Origin of the sequence: Pedomonas sp., assembly GCF_036515995.1 — a bacterium.
Classification (GTDB): Bacteria; Pseudomonadota; Alphaproteobacteria; order Sphingomonadales; family Sphingomonadaceae; genus Pedomonas.
The window spans coordinates 1-22,609 of sequence record NZ_DATBUP010000272.1 but is presented as its reverse complement, the minus strand read 5'-3'; the positions used below and the strand labels follow the sequence as shown (position 1 = coordinate 22,609).

The 22,609-nt window shown below is 66.2% G+C and carries 20 protein-coding genes; 16 read left to right on the top strand and 4 right to left on the bottom strand.

The features are described 5' to 3' along the window. The 14 genes from VIG90_RS19665 to VIG90_RS19600 all read left to right on the top strand — a co-directional run. On the top strand, window positions 1–1,010 hold a 1,010-nt coding region (locus tag VIG90_RS19665; protein WP_331595220.1), incomplete at its 5' end, for a flagellar hook-length control protein FliK. Between the two features lie 8 nt (window positions 1,011–1,018). Beyond that, a complete protein-coding gene (locus VIG90_RS19660) occupies window positions 1,019–2,113 on the top strand; it encodes a flagellar hook assembly protein FlgD (RefSeq protein ID WP_331595219.1) in 1,095 nt (364 codons plus the stop codon). A gap of 74 nt (window positions 2,114–2,187) precedes the next feature. Continuing rightward, window positions 2,188–3,498: a flagellar hook protein FlgE gene (gene flgE / locus VIG90_RS19655; protein ID WP_331595218.1), complete on the top strand. Its 1,311-nt coding sequence runs from the start codon at window positions 2,188–2,190 to the stop codon at window positions 3,496–3,498. A gap of 176 nt (window positions 3,499–3,674) precedes the next feature. Then, entirely contained in the window at window positions 3,675–3,965 is a 291-nt protein-coding gene (locus VIG90_RS19650) for a DUF1153 domain-containing protein (protein ID WP_331595217.1), read from the top strand. A gap of 221 nt (window positions 3,966–4,186) precedes the next feature. Further along, window positions 4,187–5,881: a flagellar basal-body MS-ring/collar protein FliF gene (gene fliF / locus VIG90_RS19645; RefSeq protein ID WP_331595216.1), complete on the top strand. Its 1,695-nt coding sequence runs from the start codon at window positions 4,187–4,189 to the stop codon at window positions 5,879–5,881. 11 nt (window positions 5,882–5,892) lie between these two features. Then, the gene (gene fliG / locus VIG90_RS19640) at window positions 5,893–6,915 is read left to right on the top strand and encodes a flagellar motor switch protein FliG (protein ID WP_331595215.1); all 1,023 of its coding nucleotides are present in this window, start codon (window positions 5,893–5,895) and stop codon (window positions 6,913–6,915) included. 12 nt (window positions 6,916–6,927) lie between these two features. Beyond that, the gene (locus VIG90_RS19635; protein WP_331595214.1) at window positions 6,928–7,629 is read left to right on the top strand and encodes a FliH/SctL family protein; all 702 of its coding nucleotides are present in this window, start codon (window positions 6,928–6,930) and stop codon (window positions 7,627–7,629) included. After that, the gene (gene fliN / locus VIG90_RS19630; RefSeq protein ID WP_331595213.1) at window positions 7,629–7,991 is read left to right on the top strand and encodes a flagellar motor switch protein FliN; all 363 of its coding nucleotides are present in this window, start codon (window positions 7,629–7,631) and stop codon (window positions 7,989–7,991) included. The genes VIG90_RS19635 and fliN overlap by 1 nt, the downstream gene beginning before the upstream one ends. Next, on the top strand, window positions 7,988–8,749 hold the full coding sequence (locus tag VIG90_RS19625) for a motility protein A (protein ID WP_331595212.1): 762 nt from the start codon (window positions 7,988–7,990) through the stop codon (window positions 8,747–8,749). Before fliN ends, VIG90_RS19625 begins: the two co-directional genes overlap by 4 nt. Window positions 8,750–8,795: 46 nt before the next feature. After that, window positions 8,796–10,187, top strand: a complete 1,392-nt coding sequence (locus tag VIG90_RS19620; protein ID WP_331595211.1) for a sigma-54 dependent transcriptional regulator — start codon at window positions 8,796–8,798, stop codon at window positions 10,185–10,187. A gap of 92 nt (window positions 10,188–10,279) precedes the next feature. Beyond that, window positions 10,280–12,394, top strand: coding sequence for a flagellar biosynthesis protein FlhA (gene flhA, locus VIG90_RS19615; protein WP_331595210.1), 2,115 nt, complete (start codon window positions 10,280–10,282; stop codon window positions 12,392–12,394). Window positions 12,395–12,758: 364 nt separating this feature from the next. Beyond that, window positions 12,759–13,751 (top strand): hypothetical protein, encoded by a 993-nt coding sequence (locus VIG90_RS19610; protein ID WP_331595209.1) that lies wholly within the window; start codon window positions 12,759–12,761, stop codon window positions 13,749–13,751. Further along, window positions 13,748–14,548, top strand: a complete 801-nt coding sequence (locus VIG90_RS19605) for a MinD/ParA family protein (RefSeq protein WP_331595208.1) — start codon at window positions 13,748–13,750, stop codon at window positions 14,546–14,548. Before VIG90_RS19610 ends, VIG90_RS19605 begins: the two co-directional genes overlap by 4 nt. Window positions 14,549–14,550: 2 nt before the next feature. Continuing rightward, window positions 14,551–17,034: a hypothetical protein gene (locus VIG90_RS19600; protein ID WP_331595207.1), complete on the top strand. Its 2,484-nt coding sequence runs from the start codon at window positions 14,551–14,553 to the stop codon at window positions 17,032–17,034. A gap of 68 nt (window positions 17,035–17,102) precedes the next feature. Here VIG90_RS19600 and ctrA read toward each other — a convergent pair whose 3' ends face one another. After that, window positions 17,103–17,819, bottom strand: coding sequence for a response regulator transcription factor CtrA (ctrA, locus tag VIG90_RS19595; RefSeq protein WP_331595206.1), 717 nt, complete (start codon window positions 17,817–17,819; stop codon window positions 17,103–17,105). A 253-nt stretch (window positions 17,820–18,072) separates the two neighbouring features. On the opposite strand from ctrA, the gene fliI reads away from it, so the two are divergent. Both fliI and VIG90_RS19585 read left to right on the top strand, forming a co-directional pair. After that, a complete protein-coding gene (gene fliI / locus VIG90_RS19590; RefSeq protein WP_331595205.1) occupies window positions 18,073–19,389 on the top strand; it encodes a flagellar protein export ATPase FliI in 1,317 nt (438 codons plus the stop codon). Window positions 19,390–19,409: 20 nt separating this feature from the next. Then, complete coding sequence (locus tag VIG90_RS19585; RefSeq protein ID WP_331595204.1) at window positions 19,410–19,829, top strand: flagellar export protein FliJ; 420 nt, start codon at window positions 19,410–19,412, stop codon at window positions 19,827–19,829. A 12-nt stretch (window positions 19,830–19,841) separates the two neighbouring features. Here VIG90_RS19585 and VIG90_RS19580 read toward each other — a convergent pair whose 3' ends face one another. The 3 genes from VIG90_RS19580 to VIG90_RS19570 form a co-directional block, all read right to left on the bottom strand. Further along, window positions 19,842–21,764 (bottom strand): M56 family metallopeptidase, encoded by a 1,923-nt coding sequence (locus VIG90_RS19580; RefSeq protein WP_331595203.1) that lies wholly within the window; start codon window positions 21,762–21,764, stop codon window positions 19,842–19,844. Beyond that, window positions 21,764–22,174, bottom strand: coding sequence for a BlaI/MecI/CopY family transcriptional regulator (locus tag VIG90_RS19575; RefSeq protein ID WP_331595202.1), 411 nt, complete (start codon window positions 22,172–22,174; stop codon window positions 21,764–21,766). The genes VIG90_RS19580 and VIG90_RS19575 overlap by 1 nt, the downstream gene beginning before the upstream one ends. Before the next feature lie 261 nt (window positions 22,175–22,435). Next, the coding region (locus VIG90_RS19570) for a M13-type metalloendopeptidase (RefSeq protein WP_331595221.1) at window positions 22,436–22,609 on the bottom strand (174 nt) is incomplete at its 5' end.

Sequence of the window (22,609 nt, the reverse complement as noted above, 5' to 3'; positions counted from 1 at the left end):
GAACGGCATTGATGGCCGACGCCGCGCCGACGGCTGAAATGGTACTGGCGGAAATGCGCGCTCCTGCCGCTCAGGCTGCAGGCAACGTTCCCAGCAACGCATCGGTTGACCAGCCCGAACTGGTGGTGATGGCGGCAGCGGCTCCGGCAATCACTCTGACTGCCGCTCCGACGCAGGCGGCAAAACCTGCCGATGCGGGCAAGCCGGTAAATGCTTCCGATCTGTCGGCGATTGAACCGGCAGCAGGCAATGTGCAGACCGTGATCGATGCCGCCAAGACAGATGCGAAGGACGGCGGGCAGATGGCTTCGTCTGACGAGACCCGCGCCAAGGCCGAGACCGGCAGCACGGCACAAGCTGCTCGCTCCGCCACGACGGCCGATCAGCAGCCGGCCGCGCAAGCCACGAACCAGTCCGCTGCTCAATCCGGTGCCCAGTCCAGCACCCTGCCCGACGGCTTCCAGCCGGTGCAGAGCCAGCCCCTGAATGCCCAGCCGCTGCACGGCCAGGCGCTGCACAGCCAGACCGGCACCAGCGCCAGCCTGCCGCACGGTGCGGACGTGGTGCGGGTGGCAACGCCGCAGCAGCTGCCCGAGGCCGTGGGCGTTGCCATCAGCCGCCACGTGGGCGCTGAGGCCACCGAATTCACCCTGCGGCTCGACCCGGCAGAGCTCGGCCGCATCGAGGTGAAGCTGGAAATGGGCAAGGACGGCCAGGCCAGCGTCTCCATTCAGGCGGACAACGCCTCCACCTTCGACCTGCTGCGCCGGGACTCCTCCGCACTGGAGCGGGCACTGGCGGATGCGGGCCTGAAGCTGGACAGCGGTGGCCTGAACTTCAGCCTGCGCCAGCAGGATGGACAGAACCAGCAGCAGTTCAACGGCGAAGGCGCGCAGCGTCAGGCCTCGGGCCGGATGCAGGAAGCAGGCCTTGCCGGGCTTGAACAGGACGATACGCCCCGCCCCGTCCGCCGCAGCAATGCCTCCGGGCTTCTCGATCTTTCGATTTGAGGTGACACATGTCGGCTCTCAGCTCTCTTTCCTCGGTCGCCCAGTCGGCCAGCACCTCGCAGAAGACGGCAAGCTCCGCCGCCACCCTGTCCGAGAACTTCGACACGTTCCTGACGCTGCTGACCACGCAGCTCCAGCATCAGGATCCGCTGGAGCCGATGGACAGCTCGGAGTTCACCAACCAGCTGGTGCAGTATTCCAACGTTGAGCAGTCCATTCAGCAGAATGCCAACCTGGAAAAGATGATCAGCATGTTCCAGACCCAGGGGCTGAACACGGCGACCGGCTACATCGGTAAGGAAGTGACGGCGCTGACCGACATGGCCTACCACACCGGCGACGGCGCGCACTGGATCTACAGCCTGGAGAGCAACGCGGACACGGTGAACGTCGTCGTCACCGACGCCTCGGGCAAGACGGTCTATTCCGGAACGGGCGAGACCGGCGCGGGCGAGCACAACTTCATGTGGGACGGCCGCGACAAGGACGGCAACCCGCTGCCCGAGGGCTTCTACAAGCTGCAGGTGACCGCAAAGACCGTCGATGGCACGGAAATCGCCAATGACATCTTCCTGCGCGACAAGGTGTCGAGCGTGGAAGTGGCCAACGGCGAGCCCGTGCTCGTGGTGGGCGGCATGCCGGTGAAGCTGGACCAGGTGGCCATCGTCAAGAGCCAGTCCTCCGCCGAAAGCCTGACCACCGCCGCCAGCTACCTCGGCAAGTCCGTCATGGCCAACACGCAGCTCGCCGCCTTCAACGGCGACAAGGCGCGCTGGCTCTACGAGGTGGGCAGCGATGCCACCGAAGTGAAGCTGACCGTCAAGAACAGCGCGGGCACGATCATTCACGAAACCAATGGCGTCCCGCTGCCGGGCACCCAGACCTTCAACTGGAACGGCATCGGCACCTTCGGGGATGCCGTCGATGGCGAGACCTACACCCTTCACGTGAAGGCCAAGGACGCCACCGGCAAGGAAATCGGCTCGACCGTCCGCCTGAGCGGCACGGTGGAGCGCATCGAGATGCAGAACGGATCGCCCGTCCTGATCGTCGACGGAACACGGGTGCGGCTGGATCAGGTCGCCCAGGTGAACAACGCATAAGCCAATAACGCATCCGTCGCGTCGCCACGCCGACGCCTGACACGCACAGAACTTCTACACGCAGGAGAAACACGATGAGCTTGTACGCTGCGCTTTATTCCGGAACCTCGGGCCTCGCCGCCAATTCCAGCGCGCTGGGCATCATCTCCGACAACATCACCAACGTGAACACGGTGGGCTACAAGGCCGCCAACGCCGAGTTCATGACGCTGGTGACGGAAAGCTCCACCTACGGCACCTACTCGCCGGGCGGCGTGCAGGCACGCGCCCGCTCGCTGATCGGCGCCCAGGGGTTGCTGCAAACCTCCACCTCCGCCACCGACCTTGCCATCGACGGCAACGGCTTCTTCGTGGTGAAGCCGGAGATGGGCGGCAAGGACGTGGCCTTCACCCGCGCCGGCTCGTTCCGCGCCGATGACCGCGGCTTCCTCCAGAACACCGCCGGCATGTACCTGATGGGCTGGCCGCTGGACGCCAACGGCGCGTACGTGGACAACGGCGACGTGAACGTGCTCTCGCCGATCAACATCGCCGCGCTGACCGGCACCGCCGAGGCGACCACCACCGCCAAGGTCCGCGCCAACCTGATGTCGAGCCAGGAGCCTTACGCCGCCACCCCGGCCTATGCCGTGGGTTCGATGGCGGACGGCACCATCGAACCGCACTTCTCGAAGACCATCAAGGTGTATGACTCGCAAGGGTCCGCCCACAACATCACCATGAGCTTCCTGAAGAACGCCAACACCAACGAATGGAACGTGGAAATCCACGGCCCGGCCAGCGATATCGCCGGCGGCACGCCGCAGGGCCTGGTCGCGTCCGGCACCGTTCTGTTCAATGAGGACGGCAGCCTCAACCTTGCCGGTTCCACCGCAGCGCTGTTCGAGCCGGTTGCCTTTGATTGGACCAATGGCGCAGCCGACTCCAACATCACCTTCAACTTCGGCACTGACGGCATGGCCGACGGCCTGACCCAGTTCGATAGCGCCTCGACGATGATCTCCTCCTCCATGGACGGCGCGGTGTTCGGCAACGTGACCGGCGTGTCGGTGGGCAAGGACGGTGTGGTGACCGCGCTGTTCGACAACGGCCTGACCCGCGCGGTTTACAAGCTGCCGATCGCCACTTTCCAGAATCCGGAAGGTCTCATGTCGGTGGCGGGCAACGCCTTTGCCATGACCGACTACTCCGGCGCGTTCGAGCTGGTCAGCTCGGGCACCGGCGGCGCGGGCTCGGTTGCCCCGTCCACGCTGGAGGCCTCGACCGTCGATCTGGCCGAGGAATTCACCAAGCTGATCACCACCCAGCGCGCCTACTCGGCCTCGGCCCGCATCATCACCACGGCTGATGAAATGCTGACCGAGCTGAACCAGCTGAAGCGGTAATGGAGCGCCACAGGGTTAACGACGCAGCCAGAGCTTAACGCATCGTTAACCCTGTCCCTTAGGGCTCCCTTCATCCGGATGCGCGATCCATTTACCGCGTCGCTTAGGGGTTCGTTTAGAACCCGCACTTTAAGCTGGCGGAATTGGAAGCAGGTGCGGAGTGGAGTTTGAGAACGATGATGGAGAATCATAAGTTCCGCCCCCAAGCGGTGATCGGCCCGCTTGGTGAGCCACTGACGCTTGAGAATCTGCCCCCATCGGATACCACCCGTTGGGTTGTGCGGCGGAAGGCTGAAGTGGTTGCCGCTGTAAGAGGCGGCTTGCTGACGATGGAGGAGGCCTGTGCGCGTTACAGCCTGTCGGTAGAGGAATACCTCTCCTGGCAGCGCTCGGTGGAGCGCAACGGCATGCCCGGGCTGCGCGTCACCCGCGTTCAGCAATATCGCTCGATCGAAACGCGCAACTGAGACGGACTTTAACGGCCGGGCCGGGGGATGAGACCGCTTCCTCCGGCCCGGCCGTTGTTTATCCGCCTGACGGCCAGAATATTGCCGGGAAATTTCTGCCCGGCATTTTTTTCCCGGTTCTTTACCAGTTGTTCACCATCCCCTCCCTAGCGTGCCCACTGTCATGAGACCGTGCGGCCGCCCGTTGGCCTTGCGGATGCAGGCATGGCGGGGGATGCGAGTTGGAAAGCCTTAAGAACCTGATTGCCACTCTGGGCGTCAAACGCCTCGCCATCATGGGCGGGACGGCGGCTGTGCTGATTGCGGGCCTGATTTTCCTGTCCGTTCGTGCTTCCCGGCCGGACATGGGCCTGCTGTTCACCGATCTGGAACCGGCACAGGCGCAGGCGATCACCGAAAAGCTGCGCGGCATGAACGTGCCGTTTCAGGTCACGGCCGACGGCGCGGGCATCATGGCCCCGCTGGACAAGCTGCCGGAGCTGCGCATGAGCTTGGCGGCCGAGCAGATCTCCGGTCCCATCGGCTACGAACTGCTGGATCAGCAGGACGCACTGGGCACCACCGCTTTCCTTCAGAACGTCAATCACGTTCGCGCCATCGAGGGCGAACTCGCCCGCTCCATCTCCAGCCTCAGCGCCGTGCAGCGCGCCCGCGTTCATCTTTCCATTCCGCAGCGGGCCCTGTTCGAGCGCGAGCAGCGCCAGCCGTCCGCCGCCATCACCCTGAAGACCAGAACCCGCCTGTCCTCCGGTCAGGTCAACGCCATCCGCGACATGGTGGCCGCCTCCGTGCCGGGTCTGGAGCCGGGCCGCATCTCGATCGTCGATCAGAACGGCACGCTGCTGGCCCGCTCCGGCACCGATGACGCAACCGGCCTCGCCAACACGCTGGAAGAGCGCCGCACCGGCATCGAGGGCCGGATGCGTCAGGACGTGGAGACCATGCTGGAGCGCATCGTCGGCGTCGGCAAGGTGCGCGTGGAAGTGGCCGCCGAACTGGATCTGGACACGGTGCGTCAGGAATCGGAGGTGTACGATCCGGACGCGCAGGTAGTCGCCCGCTCGACGACGGTCGAGAGCGGCCAGCAGAGCAACGACTCGGAAAGCAACGGCGCGGTGACCGTCGCCAACAACCTGCCCGAGGCCGAGGCACAGGGCACGCCGCCGGGCGCAACCTCCACCACCTCGTCGTCCGAGACGTCCGAGCAGGTCGAATACCAGAACTCGCGCACCCGCACGACGACCATGCGCAACGCGGGCTCCATCAAGCGCCTGACGGTCGCCGTGATGGTGGACGGCGTATACAACGGCACCGGCGAGAACCCGACCTACCAGCCGCGCACCCCGGAGGAACTGGCCCAGTTCCGCCGCCTTGTGCAGAACGCCATTGGCTTCAACGAAGAGCGCGGCGACAGCGTGGTCGTGGAGAACATGCGCTTCGCCCAGGCCGAAGATCCGTTCGCCGACGAAGGCTCATTCCTGCCGCTGGGCCTGAAGCCGGACAACATGATGCGTCTGGCCGAGATCGCCATCATCGGCGTGCTGGGTCTGCTGGCCTTCTTCTTCATCGTCCGTCCCATGCTGAAGTCCCTGCGCGCCGCTGCGGACAAGCCCGCGGTCGAGCCGACGATGGATCCGCAGTTGCAGGCCCCCGAGCAGCGGCTGGCCCTGGCGCCGCCTGAAGGCTTCCAGGTGCCCCAGGAACTGATCGAGCGCGCCGCCGCCGGTGATGAGGAAGCCATCCGCATGATCCAGTCCATGCGCGGGCAGGAAGTCGGCATGGCGGTGGAGACGGAAATCGACGTGGCCCAGATCGAGGGCCGCCTGAAGACCTCGGCGCTCAAGAAGGTCGGTGACGTGATCGAGCGCAATCCGAATGAGGCCGTGGCCATCATTCGCCAGTGGATGAATACGTGAGAGAGCCCGCCATGAACTCAGTCGAGTCAGAAGAAATCAGCCGCATGAGCGGCCTGGAGAAGGCGGCCACGTTCATGCTCGCGCTGGGGCAGGAGCACGGCGGGCCGATCTGGGCGCAGCTGACCGACGAAGAGGTGAAGGACCTCTCCGCCGCCATGTCGCAGCTGGGCACCATCAAGGCGGCAACGGTCGAGAAGCTGTTCGTCCACTTTGCGGCGCAGGTGTCCTCAGTCGGCACGCTCTACGGTTCGTTCGAGACCACCGAGCGGGTGCTGGCCGCCGTGCTGCCGCGCGACCGCGTCAGCCAGATCATGGAGGAAATCCGGGGTCCGGCAGGCCGCACCATGTGGGACAAGCTGGGCAACGTGAACGAGCAGGTACTGGCCAGCTACCTGAAGAACGAATATCCGCAGACCGTGGCCGTGGTGCTCCAGAAGATCCGCCCGGACCACGCCGCCCGCGTGCTGGGCGCACTGCCGGAAGACTTCGCCATGGAAGTGGTGATGCGCATGCTGCGCATGGAGGCGGTGCAGAAGGAAGTGCTGGACAAGGTGGAGCAGACGCTGCGCGTCGAGTTCATGAGCAACCTTGCCCGCACCAGCCGCCGCGACAGTCACGAGAGCATCGCCGAGATCTTCAACTACCTCGACCGGCAGACGGAAGACCGCTTCCTCAGCTCGCTGGAAGAGCGCAACCGCGACTCCGCCGAGAAGATCCGCGCACTCATGTTCACCTTCGAGGATCTGGGCCGGCTGGATGCGGGCGGGGTGCAGACGCTGCTGCGCAACGTGGAGAAGGACAAGCTGGCGCTGGCCCTCAAGGGCACGTCCGACAGGCTGCGCGACCTGTTCTTCGACAACATGTCGGAGCGCGCCGCCAAGATCCTGCGCGAGGACATGGAGGCCATGGGCCCGGTGCGCCTGCGCGACGTGGACGAGGCCCAGCAGTACATGGTCAACGTCGCCAAGGCGCTGGCGGACACGGGAGAGATCCTGCTGGCCGACAGCAAGGGCGACGACGAGCTGATCTACTAAAAGGCGCGTTCGATGAAAGTTGTCCCCTTCACCTTCGATGCGTCGTTCGACGGCGGCGCGGGCGAAGCCGCAGCCAGGGCGGAAGCCCAGTTCCGCGAGGAGCTGACGGCCGCGCGCGCCGCCGCTCACGCGCAGGGCTTCGAGGAAGGTTACGCGCAGGGCTACCAGCAGGCCAAGCAGGAGCTTGAGACGGCCATTCTCGCCACCCTGCAATCACTGGCCGGGCAGATCGGCGGCGTGGCGAGCGAGCTACCGCGCCTGAAGCAGGACCTGATCGCCCAGAGCGCCGGGCTGGTGCTGCCGATGGCCGAGGCCATCGCGGGGCTGGAAATCCAGAAGCGCCCCTATGAATCGCTCGACCGCCACATCCGGCAGGTGTTCGAGGAGCACACGGACGAGGCCCGCCTCGTGATCCGCGTGGCCGATGCGGTGCTGGACGCGGTCAAGACCCGTGTCGAGGTGCTGGCCGACGCCTACGGCTTTCAGGGGCGGCTCATCTTTCTGGCCGAACCCTCGCTGATGCCCGGCGACGGCCTGATCGAGTGGCCGGACGGCGGCATCGAGATCCGTCGGGAGGCCCGCCTCGATGACGTGCGGGAAAAGACGGAATCATTTGTCGCCAGCCTCGCCACCCGCCCGGCGGCCGGGACTGCACACCGCCCCGAGGGCGGCACTGCCTACCGCCCCGAGGGCGGCACTGAAGGAATTGCGTGATGCCGAACCCCAATGAGCCGACCAACCCGGTCCACCTGGACGATCTGGCCAACGCCACACTGTCGCCCGAGGAGATCGGCCGCCACGCCCCCGTGGACGAGGCCGACGCCCACACCGCCGCCGAACTGGAAGCGGTGTTCGACGTGCCGGTGACCGTACAGGCCGTCCTGGGCAAGACCGCGCTGGAAGTGAGCCAGCTGCTGAAGCTGGCTCCCGGCGCGATCGTGGAGCTGGACCGCCGCGTGGGCGAGGCCATCGACATCTACGTGAACAACCGGCTCGTCGCCCGCGGCGAGGTGGTGCTGGTGGACGAGCACCTCGGCGTCACCATGACGGAAATCATCAAGACGGACCGCTCATGATCCTGAGCCTTGCCTTCTTCGCGGCGTCGTTCGCGCTCATTGCAGCCTCCATCGCCCTGGGCGGCGAACCGGCGGCCTATGTGAGCGGCACCTCCGCCCTCCTGGTGGTGCTGGGTACCCTGACGGTGACGGCGGCGGGCGTGCGGCGCGGCGAATGGCGGCAACTGCTGAACAATGCGCGCACCATGCTGCGCACCCCGGCGCAGGGCCAGGGCGAAGCCGCCCGGCAGATGCTAGATCTGGCATGGCGCGTGCGCAAGGAAGGCCCGGCCTGCCTGCAGAATGCCCGGCGCGGCCTGAAGCACCTGCCGTTCCTGCGCCACGGCCTCAGCCTCTCGCAGGACGGGCTCCCGCCCGAGACGGTCGAGAAGCTGCTGAACGCCGAGGCCGACCGGCTGGCCGCCAGCCGCCTGCGCCTTGCCGAAGTGCTGCACCGCGCGGCGGACGTGGCCCCGGCGCTGGGTCTCATCGGCACGCTCATCGGCCTTGTGGACATGCTCGGCAAGCTGGACGATCCGTCCGCGCTCGGCCCCGGCATGGCGGTGGCGCTGCTGACCACGCTGTACGGCGCGGTGCTGGCGCAGGTCGTGCTGCTGCCCCTGGCCGCCCGCGTGCAGGCCCATGTGGCGGCGGAGCGGAATTTTCATGCCCTGTGCATCACCGGCGTGACGGCCCTTGGCCGCAACGAGCACCCGATGCACCTGGAATCGCAACTGAACGCGCTTCTGCCCGAAGCGCAGCACGTTCGCGCCGCGTAGAACGCGCGGTACGGACCCTGCCAAAGACCTTGAGGGAGTAGGCAACATGCGTTTGCTGATGGTTGGACAACTGAACGGCCAGCTGGCCACCGCCTCGAAGATGGCGATGGACGCCGGAGCCAAGGTGGTCCACGCCCCTGACGTGGACTCCGGCCTCGAACAGGTGCGGAGCAAGGGCGCTGATCTCATCATGATCGATGTGGCGCTGGACGTTGCCGCCTTCATCGAGCAGATCCGCACCGAGCGCATCTCGACGGACGTGGTCGCCTGCGGCATCGGCACCGATGCCCGCGCCGCCGTCTCCGCCATTCGCGCGGGCGCCAAGGAATACGTGCCCCTGCCCCCGGAAGCCGCGCTGATCGCCGCCGTCATTCAGGCCGTGGCGGAAGACGGGCACCAGCTGATCTTCCGCGATCCCGCCATGGGCCGCGTCGTCAGCCTGATCGACCAGATCGCGCCCTCCGACGCCTCGATCATGATCACCGGCGAGAGCGGCACGGGTAAGGAAGTGATCGCCCGCTACATCCACCGCAAGTCCAGCCGGGCGGACAAGCCGTTCGTGGCGGTGAACTGCGCGGCCATTCCGGAGAACCTGCTGGAATCCGAGCTGTTCGGCCACGAGAAGGGCGCGTTCACGGGCGCGATCGCCCGGCGCGTCGGCAAGTTCGAGGAAGCCAACGGCGGCACGCTGCTGCTGGACGAAATTTCCGAGATGGACATCCGCCTGCAGGCCAAGCTGCTGCGCGCCATTCAGGAGCGCAAGATCGACCGGGTCGGCGGCAGCCAGCCGGTATCGGTGAACATCCGCATTCTTGCCACCTCCAACCGCAACCTCATCGAGGAAGTGAAGAAGGGCACGTTCCGCGAGGATCTTCTGTTCCGCCTGAACGTGGTGAACGTGAAGCTCCCGCCGCTGCGCGAGCGCCCGGCCGACATCAAGGTGCTCTCCGATCACTTCGCCCAGAAGTTCGCCGAGCATAACAACATGCCGCATCGGCCGCTGGACGAGACGGCGCTGCGCGCGCTCTTGGCCCACACCTGGCAGGGCAACGTGCGCGAGCTGGAAAACACGCTGCACCGTGCCGTGCTGCTGGCAAGCGGCGACACCATTTCCGCCGATGCCATCGTGCTGCCGGACGGCACCCGCCCGGCCCAGCCCGCTGCCCCCGCCCCTGCCGATGCGGGCACGGGCGCAGACGGCTCCGGCATCGTCACCGCCTCCGCCGGCGGCGGCACGGCAACGCTGGTGGGCCGCACCGTGGCCGACGTGGAGCGCGACCTGATCATCGACACGCTGAAACACTGCCTCGGCAACCGGACCCATGCCGCAAACATCCTCGGCATCTCGATCCGCACCCTGCGCAACAAGCTGAACGAATACAGCAGCGCGGGCATCCCCGTCCCCTCGCCGGGGCTGGGCGATCGGGCGGCAGGCTGATAGTCATTGGGCAGATAACCGTTACGCTGACGCGATAACCATCCGGTCAGACAGCGGCCCATCAGGCGACGAGCGGGAACCAGCGGACAATCATGGCGGAAGCAACCACGGATAAGCCGGCAGCGGCAGGCGGCGGCCTTGCAGGCCTGCTGAACCGGATCACGCCGTCGCAGGACATTGCGATGGCGATCGGCATCCTGGCGATCGTCCTGATGCTGATCCTGCCGCTGCCCACGTGGCTGCTGGACATGGGGCTGGCGCTTTCGATCACCATCTCCGTCCTCATCCTGATGACGACGCTGTTCATCGAGAAGCCGCTCCAGCTGTCCTCCTTCCCGACGATCCTGCTGGTCGTCACCATGTTCCGGCTTGGCCTGAACATCGCCACCACCCGCCTGATCCTCGCCCACGGGCACGAAGGCACGCACGCGGCGGGCGGCATCGTGCAGGCGTTCGGCTCGTTCATCATGGGCGGCGATGCCATCATCGGCATCACGTTGTTCCTGATCCTGCTCGTCATCAACTTCGTCGTCATCACCAAGGGCGCGGGGCGCATCGCGGAAGTGGCCGCGCGCTTCAGCCTGGACGCCATGCCCGGCAAGCAGATGGCGATCGACGCCGACCTGTCCTCCGGCCTCATCGACGAGACGCAGGCCAAGGAACGGCGCAAGGAAGTGGAAGCCGAGAGCGGCTTCTTCGGCGCGATGGACGGTGCCAGCAAGTTCGTGCGCGGCGATGCCGTGGCGGGCCTGCTCATCACCGGCATCAACATCGTCGTCGGCCTCATCATCGGCGTCGGCGTCAAGGATGTGGATTTCGCCACCGCCTTCCACAGCTACACGATTCTGACCATCGGCGATGGCCTGGTCTCGCAGATTCCGGCGCTGATCGTCTCGACCGCCGCCGGTCTGCTCGTCACCAAGGGCGGCGTCACCGGCCGCACCGACGAGGCGCTGGTCGGCCAGCTGACCAAGTACCCCAAGGCTCTGGCCGTCGTCTCCGGCCTGATGTTCTGCCTTGCCGTGGTGCCCGGCCTCCCGTTCATCCCGTTCTTCCTGCTCGGCGCGATCACCGGCTATGGCGCGTGGTCGCTGACGAAGAAGCAGAAGGCCGCCGTGGTCGAGGCCGAACAGCAGAAGGCGGCCGAGGACATGGCCAAGGCGACGCCGGTTGAAGAACCGATCACCGCCGCGCTGGCCATGGACCAGATCCGCCTTGAGCTGGGCTACGGCCTGCTCTCGCTGGTGAACGACAATTCCTCGGGCGTGCGCCTGACCGACCAGATCAAGGCGCTGCGCCGCCAGCTGGCGACCGACTACGGCTTCATCATGCCCTCGGTGCGCATTCTCGATAACATGGCGCTGCCGCCCAACACCTACGCCATGTTCGTGAAGGAAACCGAAGTCGGCCGGGGCGACCTGCAACCGAACAAGCTGCTGGTGATGCACCCGAGCGGCGAGCGGGTGGACCTGCCCGGCGAGGACACGCGCGAGCCCGCCTTCGGCCTGCCCGCCCTCTGGGTGGACAAGGGCTTGCGCGACGAGGCCAATTTCCGCGGCTACACGGTGGTGGACGCCCCGACGGTCATCACCACCCACCTGACCGAGACGATCAAGGACAACATCCCCGAGCTGCTCTCCTACGCCGAGACGCAGAAGCTGCTGGACGAGCTGGGTCAGGAGAACCAGAAGCTCATCGCGGACCTCATCCCGAACCGCATCCAGCTCTCCGGCGTGCAGCGCGTGCTCCAGAACCTGCTGGGCGAGCAGGTCTCGATCCGCGATCTGCCGACCATATTGGAAGGCGTTGCCGAGGCGGTGGGCTACACCCAGAGCCTTGTCATGATCACCGAGCACGTGCGCGCCCGCCTTGCCCGCCAGATCTGCAGCGCCAACGCCCGCAACGGCGTGATCTCGCTCGTCACCCTCTCGCCGATGTGGGAGCAGCGCTTCGCCGAAAGCCTGACCGGCCCCGGCGAGGAAAAGCAGCTGGCAATGGCCCCGACGCATCTGCAGGAATTCATCACCGCCGTGCGCGACAGCTTCGAGCAGCAGGCGGGACGCGGCGAGCTGCCGTGCCTCCTCACCTCGCCCGGCATTCGCCCCTACGTGCGCTCCATCATCGAACGCTTCCGCCCGGCAACGGTGGTTCTCAGCCAGAACGAAATCCACCCCAAGGCCAAGATCCGGGCTGTCGGAAGCATTTAGGATATGCAGAAGGGCCGTGCCGGGCGGCTTGCAGCGACGCCCGTCGGTTGCCCCACGCAGGCAGCCTCGTCGGCAGGCCCACGTTTCGTTTCACCACCATGAGAAAGAGCAAAACGCGAGCACACAACACCAACTTCGCCATCCTCTCATTGTTCAATGCCAATGTCAATAGGTTTTTTCCTGCTGAACAGGGGCACCATGGAAACCGGGGCGCGGCCCTATAGGCAAGAGCTGTGCAGAAGGGCTATAGACCTCCTGCAAACCCGGACCTGAAACCGCCCAGGTGGCAAAATCTGTCCGCCCATTAACGTATCGTTTGCCATGATCCGTCACAGTGGGGGCGGATAAGGGGAACTGAGCTACCGTGCGTCTCAAGATCTACACCGGCAAGACGGTTGCGCAGGCAAAGGACAAGGTCCGCGCCGAGCTTGGCGATGACGCGGTCATCGTCAACATCGACCACGACAAGCGCACGGGCCTTGTGCGGATTACCGCCGCCATCGAGAACCGGCCCGAGCCGGAACCGATCGATGCGCCCGAACCTGTCGTCGCCCGCCCTTACCAGCCGTTCGATGCCGCGCATCTGGCCGCCGTGCTGCGCTACCATGGCCTGCCCGCGCCGCTGACCACGCGGCTGCAGACCAGCGCCAGCGCCCGGCCGGACAGCGACATGGCGGAAGCCTTCGCGCTGGCCATCGATGATCTGGTGACGGTGCGGCCCATCGACGTGAATTCCAGCCGCCCGCTGCTGCTGCTGGGCGCGCCCGGTCAGGGCAAGACGCTGGCCGCCGTGCGGCTGGCCGTCGAGGCACGCGGGCTGGACAAGCCCGCCCGCGTCATCACGCTGGACGGCAAGGCCGCCGGTGCGATGGAGCAGCTGCACGCCTTCTGCGGCCCGGCCGAGGTGGACATGGCCTGCGCCGATGACGCCGCCCATCTGGAGCGTCTGCTGACCCCGGTCTACGACGGCTTCACCATTATCGACAGCATGGGCATCAACCCCTACGCGCTGTCGGACATCGAACTGCTGGCCTATGCCGTGAAGCGCTCCGGCGCGGAGCCGATCTGGGTGATGGCGGCGGGCGCGGATGCGCTGGAAGCCGCCGAGATGGCCGAGATCTTCGCCTCGCTCGGCGTGCGCCGCATGATCATCACCCGGCTGGACGCCAGCCGCCGCCTTGCCGCAACGCTCACCGCCCCGGTGCGCTCGCGCCTCGCGCTCGCCGGTTTCTCGGCCAGCCCCTATCTGGCCGACCTGATCCAGCCCGCCAGCCCCATGGCGCTGGCCGAGTTCCTGCTGGACAAGCCCGACCCCAGCCACATTGCCCGTATCGTCCAAGAAAAGGCCGCCTCATGACCGCCCCGGTTTCACAACTGCGTCCCACGCCCCATCCGAACGAGAAGCGCCTGATCACCATTGCCTCGGGCAAGGGCGGCGTGGGCAAGACGTGGCTGGCCATCAGCCTGTCGCACGCGCTGGCGCGCATGGGCCGGAAGGTGATGCTGTTCGACGGCGACCTCGGGCTGGCGAACGTGGACATTCAGCTTGGCCTGTCTCCGAATGCGGACACGTCCGACATTCTCTCGGGCCGCCTGAAGCTGACCGATGCCGTGACCCGCTTCGAGGACGAGGCGGCACGCAGTGCGGGGTTCGACGTGGTGGCGGGCCGCTCGGGCGCGGGCACGCTGACGGGACTGGGACGCGATGCGCTGATCGGCCTGCGGCAGGGGCTGGTGCACGCGGCGGGCAACTACGACCACGTGCTGCTGGACCTAGGGGCGGGTATCGAGCAGCCGGTGGCGATTCTGGCCAGCCACGGCGGGCGCTGCCTCGTGGTGGTAACACCCGAACCGACCTCGATCAACGACGCCTACGCCTTCATCAAGCTGCGGCGCATGCGTGATGCGACGGCGGACATCCGCGTCGTCATCAATCAGGCGCAGACCCGCCGCGAGGGCGAGCAGACCTACGAGACCATCTCGCGCGCCTGCAACAATTTCCTGAAGTTCACGCCGCCGCTGGCGGGCATCATCCGCCGCGACAACAAGGTGAAGGACAGCATCCGCGCCCAGATGTCCCTGCTGGCGCGTCATCCGGACAGCAGCGCCGCACAGGACATCGAAGCGCTTGCCGTGAAGATGACGAAGGACTGAGCATGGCAGACGCGGGTGCCGTCGGCGGCGTGACGCCCACGATTCCGACCGGCACCGCGACCAGCCCGCAGGACGGCAGTGCCAAGGCGGGCGATGCCAAGGCGGGCGATGCCAAGGCGGGCGATGCCAGGGGAGCCGAGGGCAAACCCTCCGCCCCGCCCCTGGCCGAGACGTCCGGCCGCGCCCCGCCCGAGACCGCCCCGAAGTCGGCCCCGGAGCCAGCCCTCGCTCTCGCCGCAACACTGGCAGGACTGAAAGCGGGGCAGGAGCTGCGCGGCACGGTGCGTCTGCTACCCGGCCAGCCGCAGGCCCTGCTGACAACGCCGCAAGGCGACTTCCTCATCGACCCCGCCACCGGGCTGGAGCCGGACAGCCCGGTCTCGCTGGTGCTGATCCGCGCTGACCGCACGATCTCCGCCCTTCTGCTGACGATGGGCCGGGGCGCGCTGGACGTGCCGCGTCCGGTGCGGCTGACGCTGGTCTCGATCCATGGCGCACCTGCCCCCGCACCCGAGCTGGAGGCGCAAGCCACGCCGGGCGCGCCTGTTGCGCCGGCACCGGCCCGGCCAGCGGGTGTGCCGGTGCCGCCTGTTCCCGCGCCCACGCTGACCAGCCTGCTGCCGGGCGAGACGATAACCCTGCGCGGCGGCCAGCCGCCCCTGACCGGAGGGGCCACGCCGCAAGCGCCTGCGTCCCTGCCCGCTTCATCGCCGCCTGCTTCGCCGCTGGTTCCTTCGACAATGCCCGGCACCGTGCACGGCCTTGCACCCGGCACGCCGCGCCCCATGGTGCACGGGCTGGTGCTACCGGATGTGCTGGATACTGCTGCGCCGGTTCCAGCAGCCTCCGGGTCAGATCCGCTCGCTCCGCTGTTCGATCGGGGCGTGATGCCGCTTGCGCTGCACATTGGAACAGACGCCAGAACCGGCCCGGTGAAAATGCTCGCGGCAAGCCTGCTGGCCACCGCCGCGCCGGGCGAGACATCGCCGCTGACCCATCCGCCCGCCCAGTCTCCGCTGGCGCGGCTGGCCGAGGCCGGGCGCCTCGTCACCGTCACCGCCCTTCCGCTCGAGCCGGAAACCGTCGCGCCTTTACAAGCCCAGCCTTTGTCGCCAAGGGGCCTGACCCCACGACCAGAGACACCGACACCGACAACAGCAGAGACAGTCACCGCAACAGCGGCCGCACTGCCTGCGCTGGCCCGGCCTGCACTTCACCAGACCCCCGCCAGTCAGGGCCCGACAGGTTTTGCCACACCACCTGCCGCCACCGCTTCGCCAGCCGCTGTTTCAACCGCACTGCAAAGCCAGCCGGTGCAGTTGAGCGTCAACGGCGCAGCGGCGCGGATCGAACTGCCCGCCGGCGTGCCGGCACCTGCGCCGGGCACGCAACTGGTGTTTCTTGTCACCACCGGTCACGAAGTGCTGCGGACGCTGCCAGCCGCCCCACTTCCAGCCGTCCAGCCCCGAGCCACCACCCAGCCCCAGTTCCAGCCTCAGCAGCATGTCCCGCCGCCACAGGCACAGCCGACACCGCTGCCGCAGCCTGCGGGCACTCCGACACCGGCCGAAACTGCAGAACCTCGAGCCGCCCCTCCGCAAACCGCACAACCGCCTGTACCGCCTCAAACCGTGGAGCGTGGCGGTCCGGCGGCCGCCACCGGCCAGAGCGCTTCCTCAAATCAGGCACCGCCCGCACCGAACCTGCGCACAGACCACGCACAGAGCACGGTGGCTCCCCGGAGTACCGGAGCCGCTCAGGCCCCCGCTGCGCCGGTTTCCGCGCCCCCGGCCACCCCGAACGACATGGCCGCATTGCCGGAACAGCCAGGGCTGGCATGGGTGCCGGGCATGGCCCTGCCTGCTGGCGTGACGCCTGCCGCACCCGCGGCCGTTTCAGGCGGAGAGGCTTTGCTGATGGCAGTGATGCAGGCGCTGGGCCGCAAAGGCTTCTCGGCCGCGCCGCGCAACCCATCAGACCACCCGGCAGATGCGGAGGGCGCAGAGGGCGCGGAGGGCGCGCCGGGCCTGCCCGCTCTGGCGCGGCTGCTGCAATCGGCAGCTGCGACGACTTCCGCTGCTCCAAGTACCGCCACGGCCCGGGCCGAACAGGCGCAGGACGCACCGCTTGCCGCCAATGCGCCGGATGCGCTGCCCTTCGTTCTGACCCTGCAAACACCCCAAGGGCAGATCCCGCTGGTGTTTCTGGTGTGGCAACCGGTGCATGCGAATGAAGATGGCCGCAATGACAGCGCTGCCGGAGAGGACGAGGCGGACGTGTGCTTCGCGGTCGAGGTGGAGTTCGAGTCGATCGGCCGCCTGCGGCTGCGCGGCGCGCTGGGGCGGACGCATCTTGATCTTGGCGTTGAAACCGAGCGTGCACTGGGGGCAGCGCTCCATCAGGCAGCACACCGGGACTTTGCTCAGGCGATCGAGGCGGGCGGCATGACCGGCACTCTCGTCTTCCGCCACCGGGAAGGCCGCTAAAAAGATTCAGGCCCAAGGCGCGGTCGCCTTGAGCCTGCGTCAAACCGGATGATGGATAAGCCTGCCGGTTACTCAGCCGCCGCCATCTTGGACGGGGGCATGTCGACCGCATCCGGATCGCGCAGCACGTAGCCACGGCCCCAGACGGTCTCGATGTAATTGTCGCCCTCGCACGCGGCTGCCAGCTTCTTGCGCAGCTTGCAGATGAAGACGTCAATGATCTTCAGCTCCGGCTCGTCCATGCCGCCGTAGAGATGGTTCAGGAACATCTCCTTGGTGAGCGTGGTGCCCTTGCGCAGCGAGAGCAGCTCCAGCATGGCGTATTCCTTGCCGGTCAGGTGCACGCGCTGGCTGTTGACCTCGACGGTCTTGGTATCGAGGTTGACCGCCAGTTTGCCCGTGCGGATGACCGACTGGGAATGGCCCTTGGAGCGGCGCACCACGGCATGAATGCGGGCAATCAGCTCTTCCTTGTGGAACGGCTTGGTCACGTAGTCGTCAGCGCCGAAGCCCAGACCCTTCACCTTGGTATCCGGCTCGGACAGGCCGGAGAGAATCAGGATCGGCGTCGAGACCTTGGCCATGCGCAGCTTCTTCAGCACGTCATAGCCGTGCATGTCTGGCAGGTGCAGGTCGAGCAGGATGATGTCGTAATCGTACAGCTTGCCCAGATCGAGGCCTTCCTCGCCCAGATCGGTCGTATAGACGTTGAAGCCTTCCGCATTGAGCATCAGCTCGACGCTCTTGGCCGTAGAGGCATCGTCTTCGATCAAGAGTACTCGCATTTCGTTCCCCCTTGTGAATACCCCCGGACCGGCAGACGCCACATTTGGCCGACCCTCGGTAAGGATCATTAACAGAACAGGTTACCGAAACATTAATGCCGTTAATCTTTATGAACGACAAGTGTCTAGTACGCAACTTTTGCGAGAGCGTAATTTTTCACTCTCAACTGATGAATAACGACCGGCTGTAAAAGGTTCACCTTTTTTTAAGCCTGTTTAGTCACCATGACTTAACCTTCGCGAGGGTGAGCACATGCATTTTCAGTCGTTGGCCGAAGACCTGAAAACCGTCTCGACGGGATTGGTCTATGGTCGTCTGGCCGCTGTCAAAGGCCTTATGGTGGAGGTGACCGGCATCGGTCAGGCGGCCAGTGTCGGCGCGCGAATCGGCTTGCAACGCCGGGATGGCGAGACCGTTCAGGCCGAAGTCGTGGGCTTTCGCGACAATCGCGCCCTGTGCCTGCCCTATGGCAACCTCGACGGTATCGGCGTCGGCAGCAAGGCCTATGCGCTGGCGGCAGAGGCGGAGGTGCGCCCCTCCCACGCCTGGCTGGGGCGCGTGGTGAACGGCCTCGGCGAGCCGGTTGACGGCAAGGGGCCGCTGCCGCGCGGAGCCCTGCCCCGGGTTGTACGGGGCAAGCCGCCCGCCGCCCATGCCCGTGAGCGGGTCGGCTCCAAGATCGACCTTGGCGTGCGGGCGCTGGATGTGTTCGCGCCCTGCTGCAAGGGTCAGCGACTCGGCATCTTTGCCGGCTCTGGCGTCGGCAAGTCCGTGCTGCTCTCCATGCTGGCCCGCTATACGGACTGCGACGTGGCCATCATCGGCCTCATCGGCGAGCGTGGCCGCGAGGTCCAGGAATTCCTTGAGGATGATCTGGGGCCGGAGGGCCTTGCCCGTTCCATCGTGGTGGTTGCCACCTCCGACGAGCCCGCGCTGATGCGCCGTCAGGCCGCCTATCTTACCTTCGCGCTGGCCGAGCATTTCCGTGATCAGGGCCAGCATGTGCTGTGCATGATGGATTCGGTGACCCGATTCGCCATGGCCCAGCGCGAGATCGGCCTCGCCTCGGGCGAGCCGCCCGCCTCCAAGGGCTATACGCCGACCGTGTTCGCCGAGCTGCCCAAGCTGCTGGAGCGGGCCGGGCCCGGCACCGGCAACGGCGGCGCGATTACCGGCCTGTTCACCGTGCTGGTGGACGGCGACGACCACAACGAGCCGGTGGCCGACGCCGTGCGCGGCATTCTGGACGGGCACATCGTCATGCAGCGCTCCATTGCCGAGCGCGGGCGCTACCCGGCCATCAACGTGCTCAAGTCGGTTTCCCGTACCCTGCCCCATGCGCACTCGGACGACGAGAACCGCCTCATGCGCGCCGCCAAGGCCCATCTGTCGGTCTATGCGGACATGGAAGAGATGATTCGACTCGGCGCCTACCGGAAAGGTTCGAACCCGGAGGTGGATGCAGCGTTGAACTATGCGCCAAGGATTGAGGCGTTCCTTAATCAGCGCAAGGGCGACCACAGTTTTGCCGCTGACAGCTTCCAGCAGCTGGCCGCCATTCTGGGCTGAGGACCTGACGGAGCCGCGCGATGAAAACGCCCTATGATGCCGGCCTCAGACTGCGCAAGAACGAGCTGGACGAGTTGCGCCGCGAACTGGGCGCGCTCTATGCCAAGCAGGATGCGCTTGAGGAAAAGATGAAGGCGATCGAGGCGGAAGTTTCCGCCGAAGCCAGCTTCAGCGCGCCGGAAATTCTGGTAGGCCTGGCAGATTTCGGGGCCTATCTGGAACGGCAGCGGCTGGCCCGGCACGGTATCGAGCAGGAAATCTCCGAGCTGACCACCGAGGTGGACCGGGTGCGCGACGCGCTGGCCGATGCCTTTGCCGACTTCAAGACTCTGGACATTGCCAGCGCCCGCTACATCGAGAACGTGAAAAAGGAAGCGGCCCGCCTCGAGCAGCTGGAGGCGGACGAGGCGGCGCTGATGCGCTTCACCCCGCCCGAGTAATCACAACAAGCGTTACCGACTGCGGGCTTCCCGCTCCAGCTGGTTGGCTTTCGCCTCCAGTTCCGCTGCGACCTGATTGAGTTCCTCGCGGGTCTGGATCGTCGAGCGGCCGTAAACCGCGCCCCTGTCCAGAAACATATCCGGATTGGTGCGCATCTGCTCTGCCGTACGCCGCAGGCTGCTGACCGCCGTACCCATGGCTTCACTGCGAACCTGTTGTGTCCACGCCTCACGAGACTGAGCGTCCCACTGTGCCCGGTTGACCTCTGCGCGTGCCTTGCGACGCGCCACGTCAGCATCTGCCGCAGCTTCCCGCCGGGCCTCGGCCGCCTTCAGAAGCGCATCGCGGCGCGCTGCATCGGCGGCGCGCTGCGCCTCCATGGTGGAGCGATGCGCCTCGTTGGCTGCGAGCATTGCCTCGCGGCGGGCTTCCCGAGCCATCAGATCCGCTTCGCGCCGGGCTTCAGCCGCCGCAAGACGCGCTTCCAGCTGGGCCTCGCGGGCTTCCTGTTCCGCTTCGCGGCGAATTTCCGCAGCGTCCAGCTCTGCTTCGCGGGCAGCCTCTTCGGCCTCGAGGCGCGCTTCGATGCTTTCCTCAATAGCAGCGCCGAAATCCTCCCGATGCAGGCGGGCGAACTCGGGCGCGGCCGGAGCGACGGGCGCGACATGCGGAGCCGGAGCAGCCGGAGCAGCAGGTGCGGCTGGAGCAGAAGACGCTAACGGCGCAACTGGAGCATGCGGCGCTGCGGGGGCCTTCACCGGCTGTGCGGTTGGAGCAGCAGCCGGAGGTTTCGCATCCAGGGTTTCCGTATCAATAGCCGGCATGCTCTGGCGCGCTTGCGCCATCGGCAGAACCAGGAGCCCGAGGCCAACAATTCCAACCGCACCAAGCACCTTGGCCGGCGTTGACATGGCGGTCTCACCCTTCAGCCAGACGAGACGAGTCCTGAGGCCATCGCCCGTGCCGCCCTGAATGCTGAGGGTGCGGGCAAAAGCCATTTCCGGCTCGATGCGGAACGCCTTCAGCGCCGCCAGCAGGCTCTTTGCATAGGCGTTGCGGCCAACGACGCCGCTGTTGGCGGCAGAGACATCGCACGCGGCCTCGCGCGCAGTGTCGATGCGACGCACCGCCATCCACACCATCGGGTGGAAGAAGAACACCACCAGCAGCGCACGCTCGACCATGCGCCACGCGGCATCGAACGAGCGAATATGAGACATTTCATGGCCGATGACCGCGCTCATCTCCACCGCGTCCAGCCGGTCCAGCAGCTTGCGCGGCAGCACGATGACCGGGCGCAGCACGCCCGCGGTGAACGGCGCGGTTGCCTCCTGCGTTACCAGCACCCGCACGTGGCGCGAAATGCCGAAGCGCTGCGCCCAGGCGTCAACCAGTTGGCCGAGCAGTGGATTTTCCGCCGGTTCCGCCATGGCGATAGTGTTGCGCGCGGACCGCTCGGAACGGGCCAGCAGAACGGCCATGGCCACGGCACCGCCCACCCAGAACAGGAAAAGCGCCAGCGGCAGCATGTCGGCCGCAGTGGACGCCACCGCCTCTACCGGCATGGCCGAAGCCTGTACCCCAACCTGTGACGCCGCCTGGCCCGGTGCATGGGCCAGATCTGAAACCGGGACCGAGCCTTCCCCACCCACCACGTTGACGTGCGGCTCGCCCAGCGGCCACACTGCCTTTGCCAGCAGGGTCTCTGCCGAGGCGCGCAGGCTCCATGAAGTGGCAAGATCGGCGGGCAGCACCAGCCGCGCCAGCACGAACCACCACAGTGTCAGATGCAGCAGCGGATGGCGGGGCTTGACGATGGCAAGCACGGTCCACACCACGACGGCAACTGCCGCCGCGTACAGGGACTGCTGCATCAGGAAGTCGACCACGCTGCCGGAAAGGCCGGTGAAGGCCGCAAAGAAACCCGTGTCCATTACCGCTTCTCCCCTTCCCCAGCGGTGATCTCTTCAGGCTCGGCTTCTTCCTGAACCAGACGCTCCAGCTCGATCAGTTCTTCCTTGCTGAGCGCCTCGCTGTCGCGGAACAGGCCCAGCACGGTGCCGAGGTCGCGCTCAACCACGCGGTCGGCAAAGAAGCGGACAAAACGCGCCAGTCCGGCCGCACGAGAGACGAGCGGGCGATAGACGAACGCACCATGCAGGTTGTCGCGCTCAAGCAGGCCCTTGGCGGCCATGCGATCCATCACCGTCTTGGTGGTGGTGTAGGCCCAGCCGGTGTCCGCCTCCAGCCGGTCATGCACTTCGCGCACGCTCGCCTGGCGCAAGCGCCACAGGACACGCAGCACGTCGTACTCGGCTTTGGACAGGTCAGGAATGGATGCCATAGCGAATCTCCGAACTCGTCGTAGTTCTACTACAGTGTAATAGACGTGGCAAGCGGAGCCGTACCGAAAAGTCGCAGGAAGAATGCAAATTGCGAAATTTCAGATGGTTAAGCAGAGAAGCCGAGGTGTGGCGCAAGCCAAACGCGGCCCGAAAACAGAAAGAGGCAGCCGAAGCTGCCTCTTCCCGTTCAATGTCCTCCCCAGGAACCACTGACCGTAATCAAACGAGCGGTGCGTATCCGCATCGTTTCGCCGACGATTTTACCAAACGCGGATACGGTCCTTGGGTTCCAGGTAGAGCTTGTCGCCCGGCTTCACGTTGAACGCCTTGTACCAGGCGTCCATGTTCCGGACGATGCCGTTGGTGCGATACTCCGACGGCGAGTGCGGATCGGTGACGAGGCGGCGACGCAGTTCGGCCTCGCGGTAAGCACG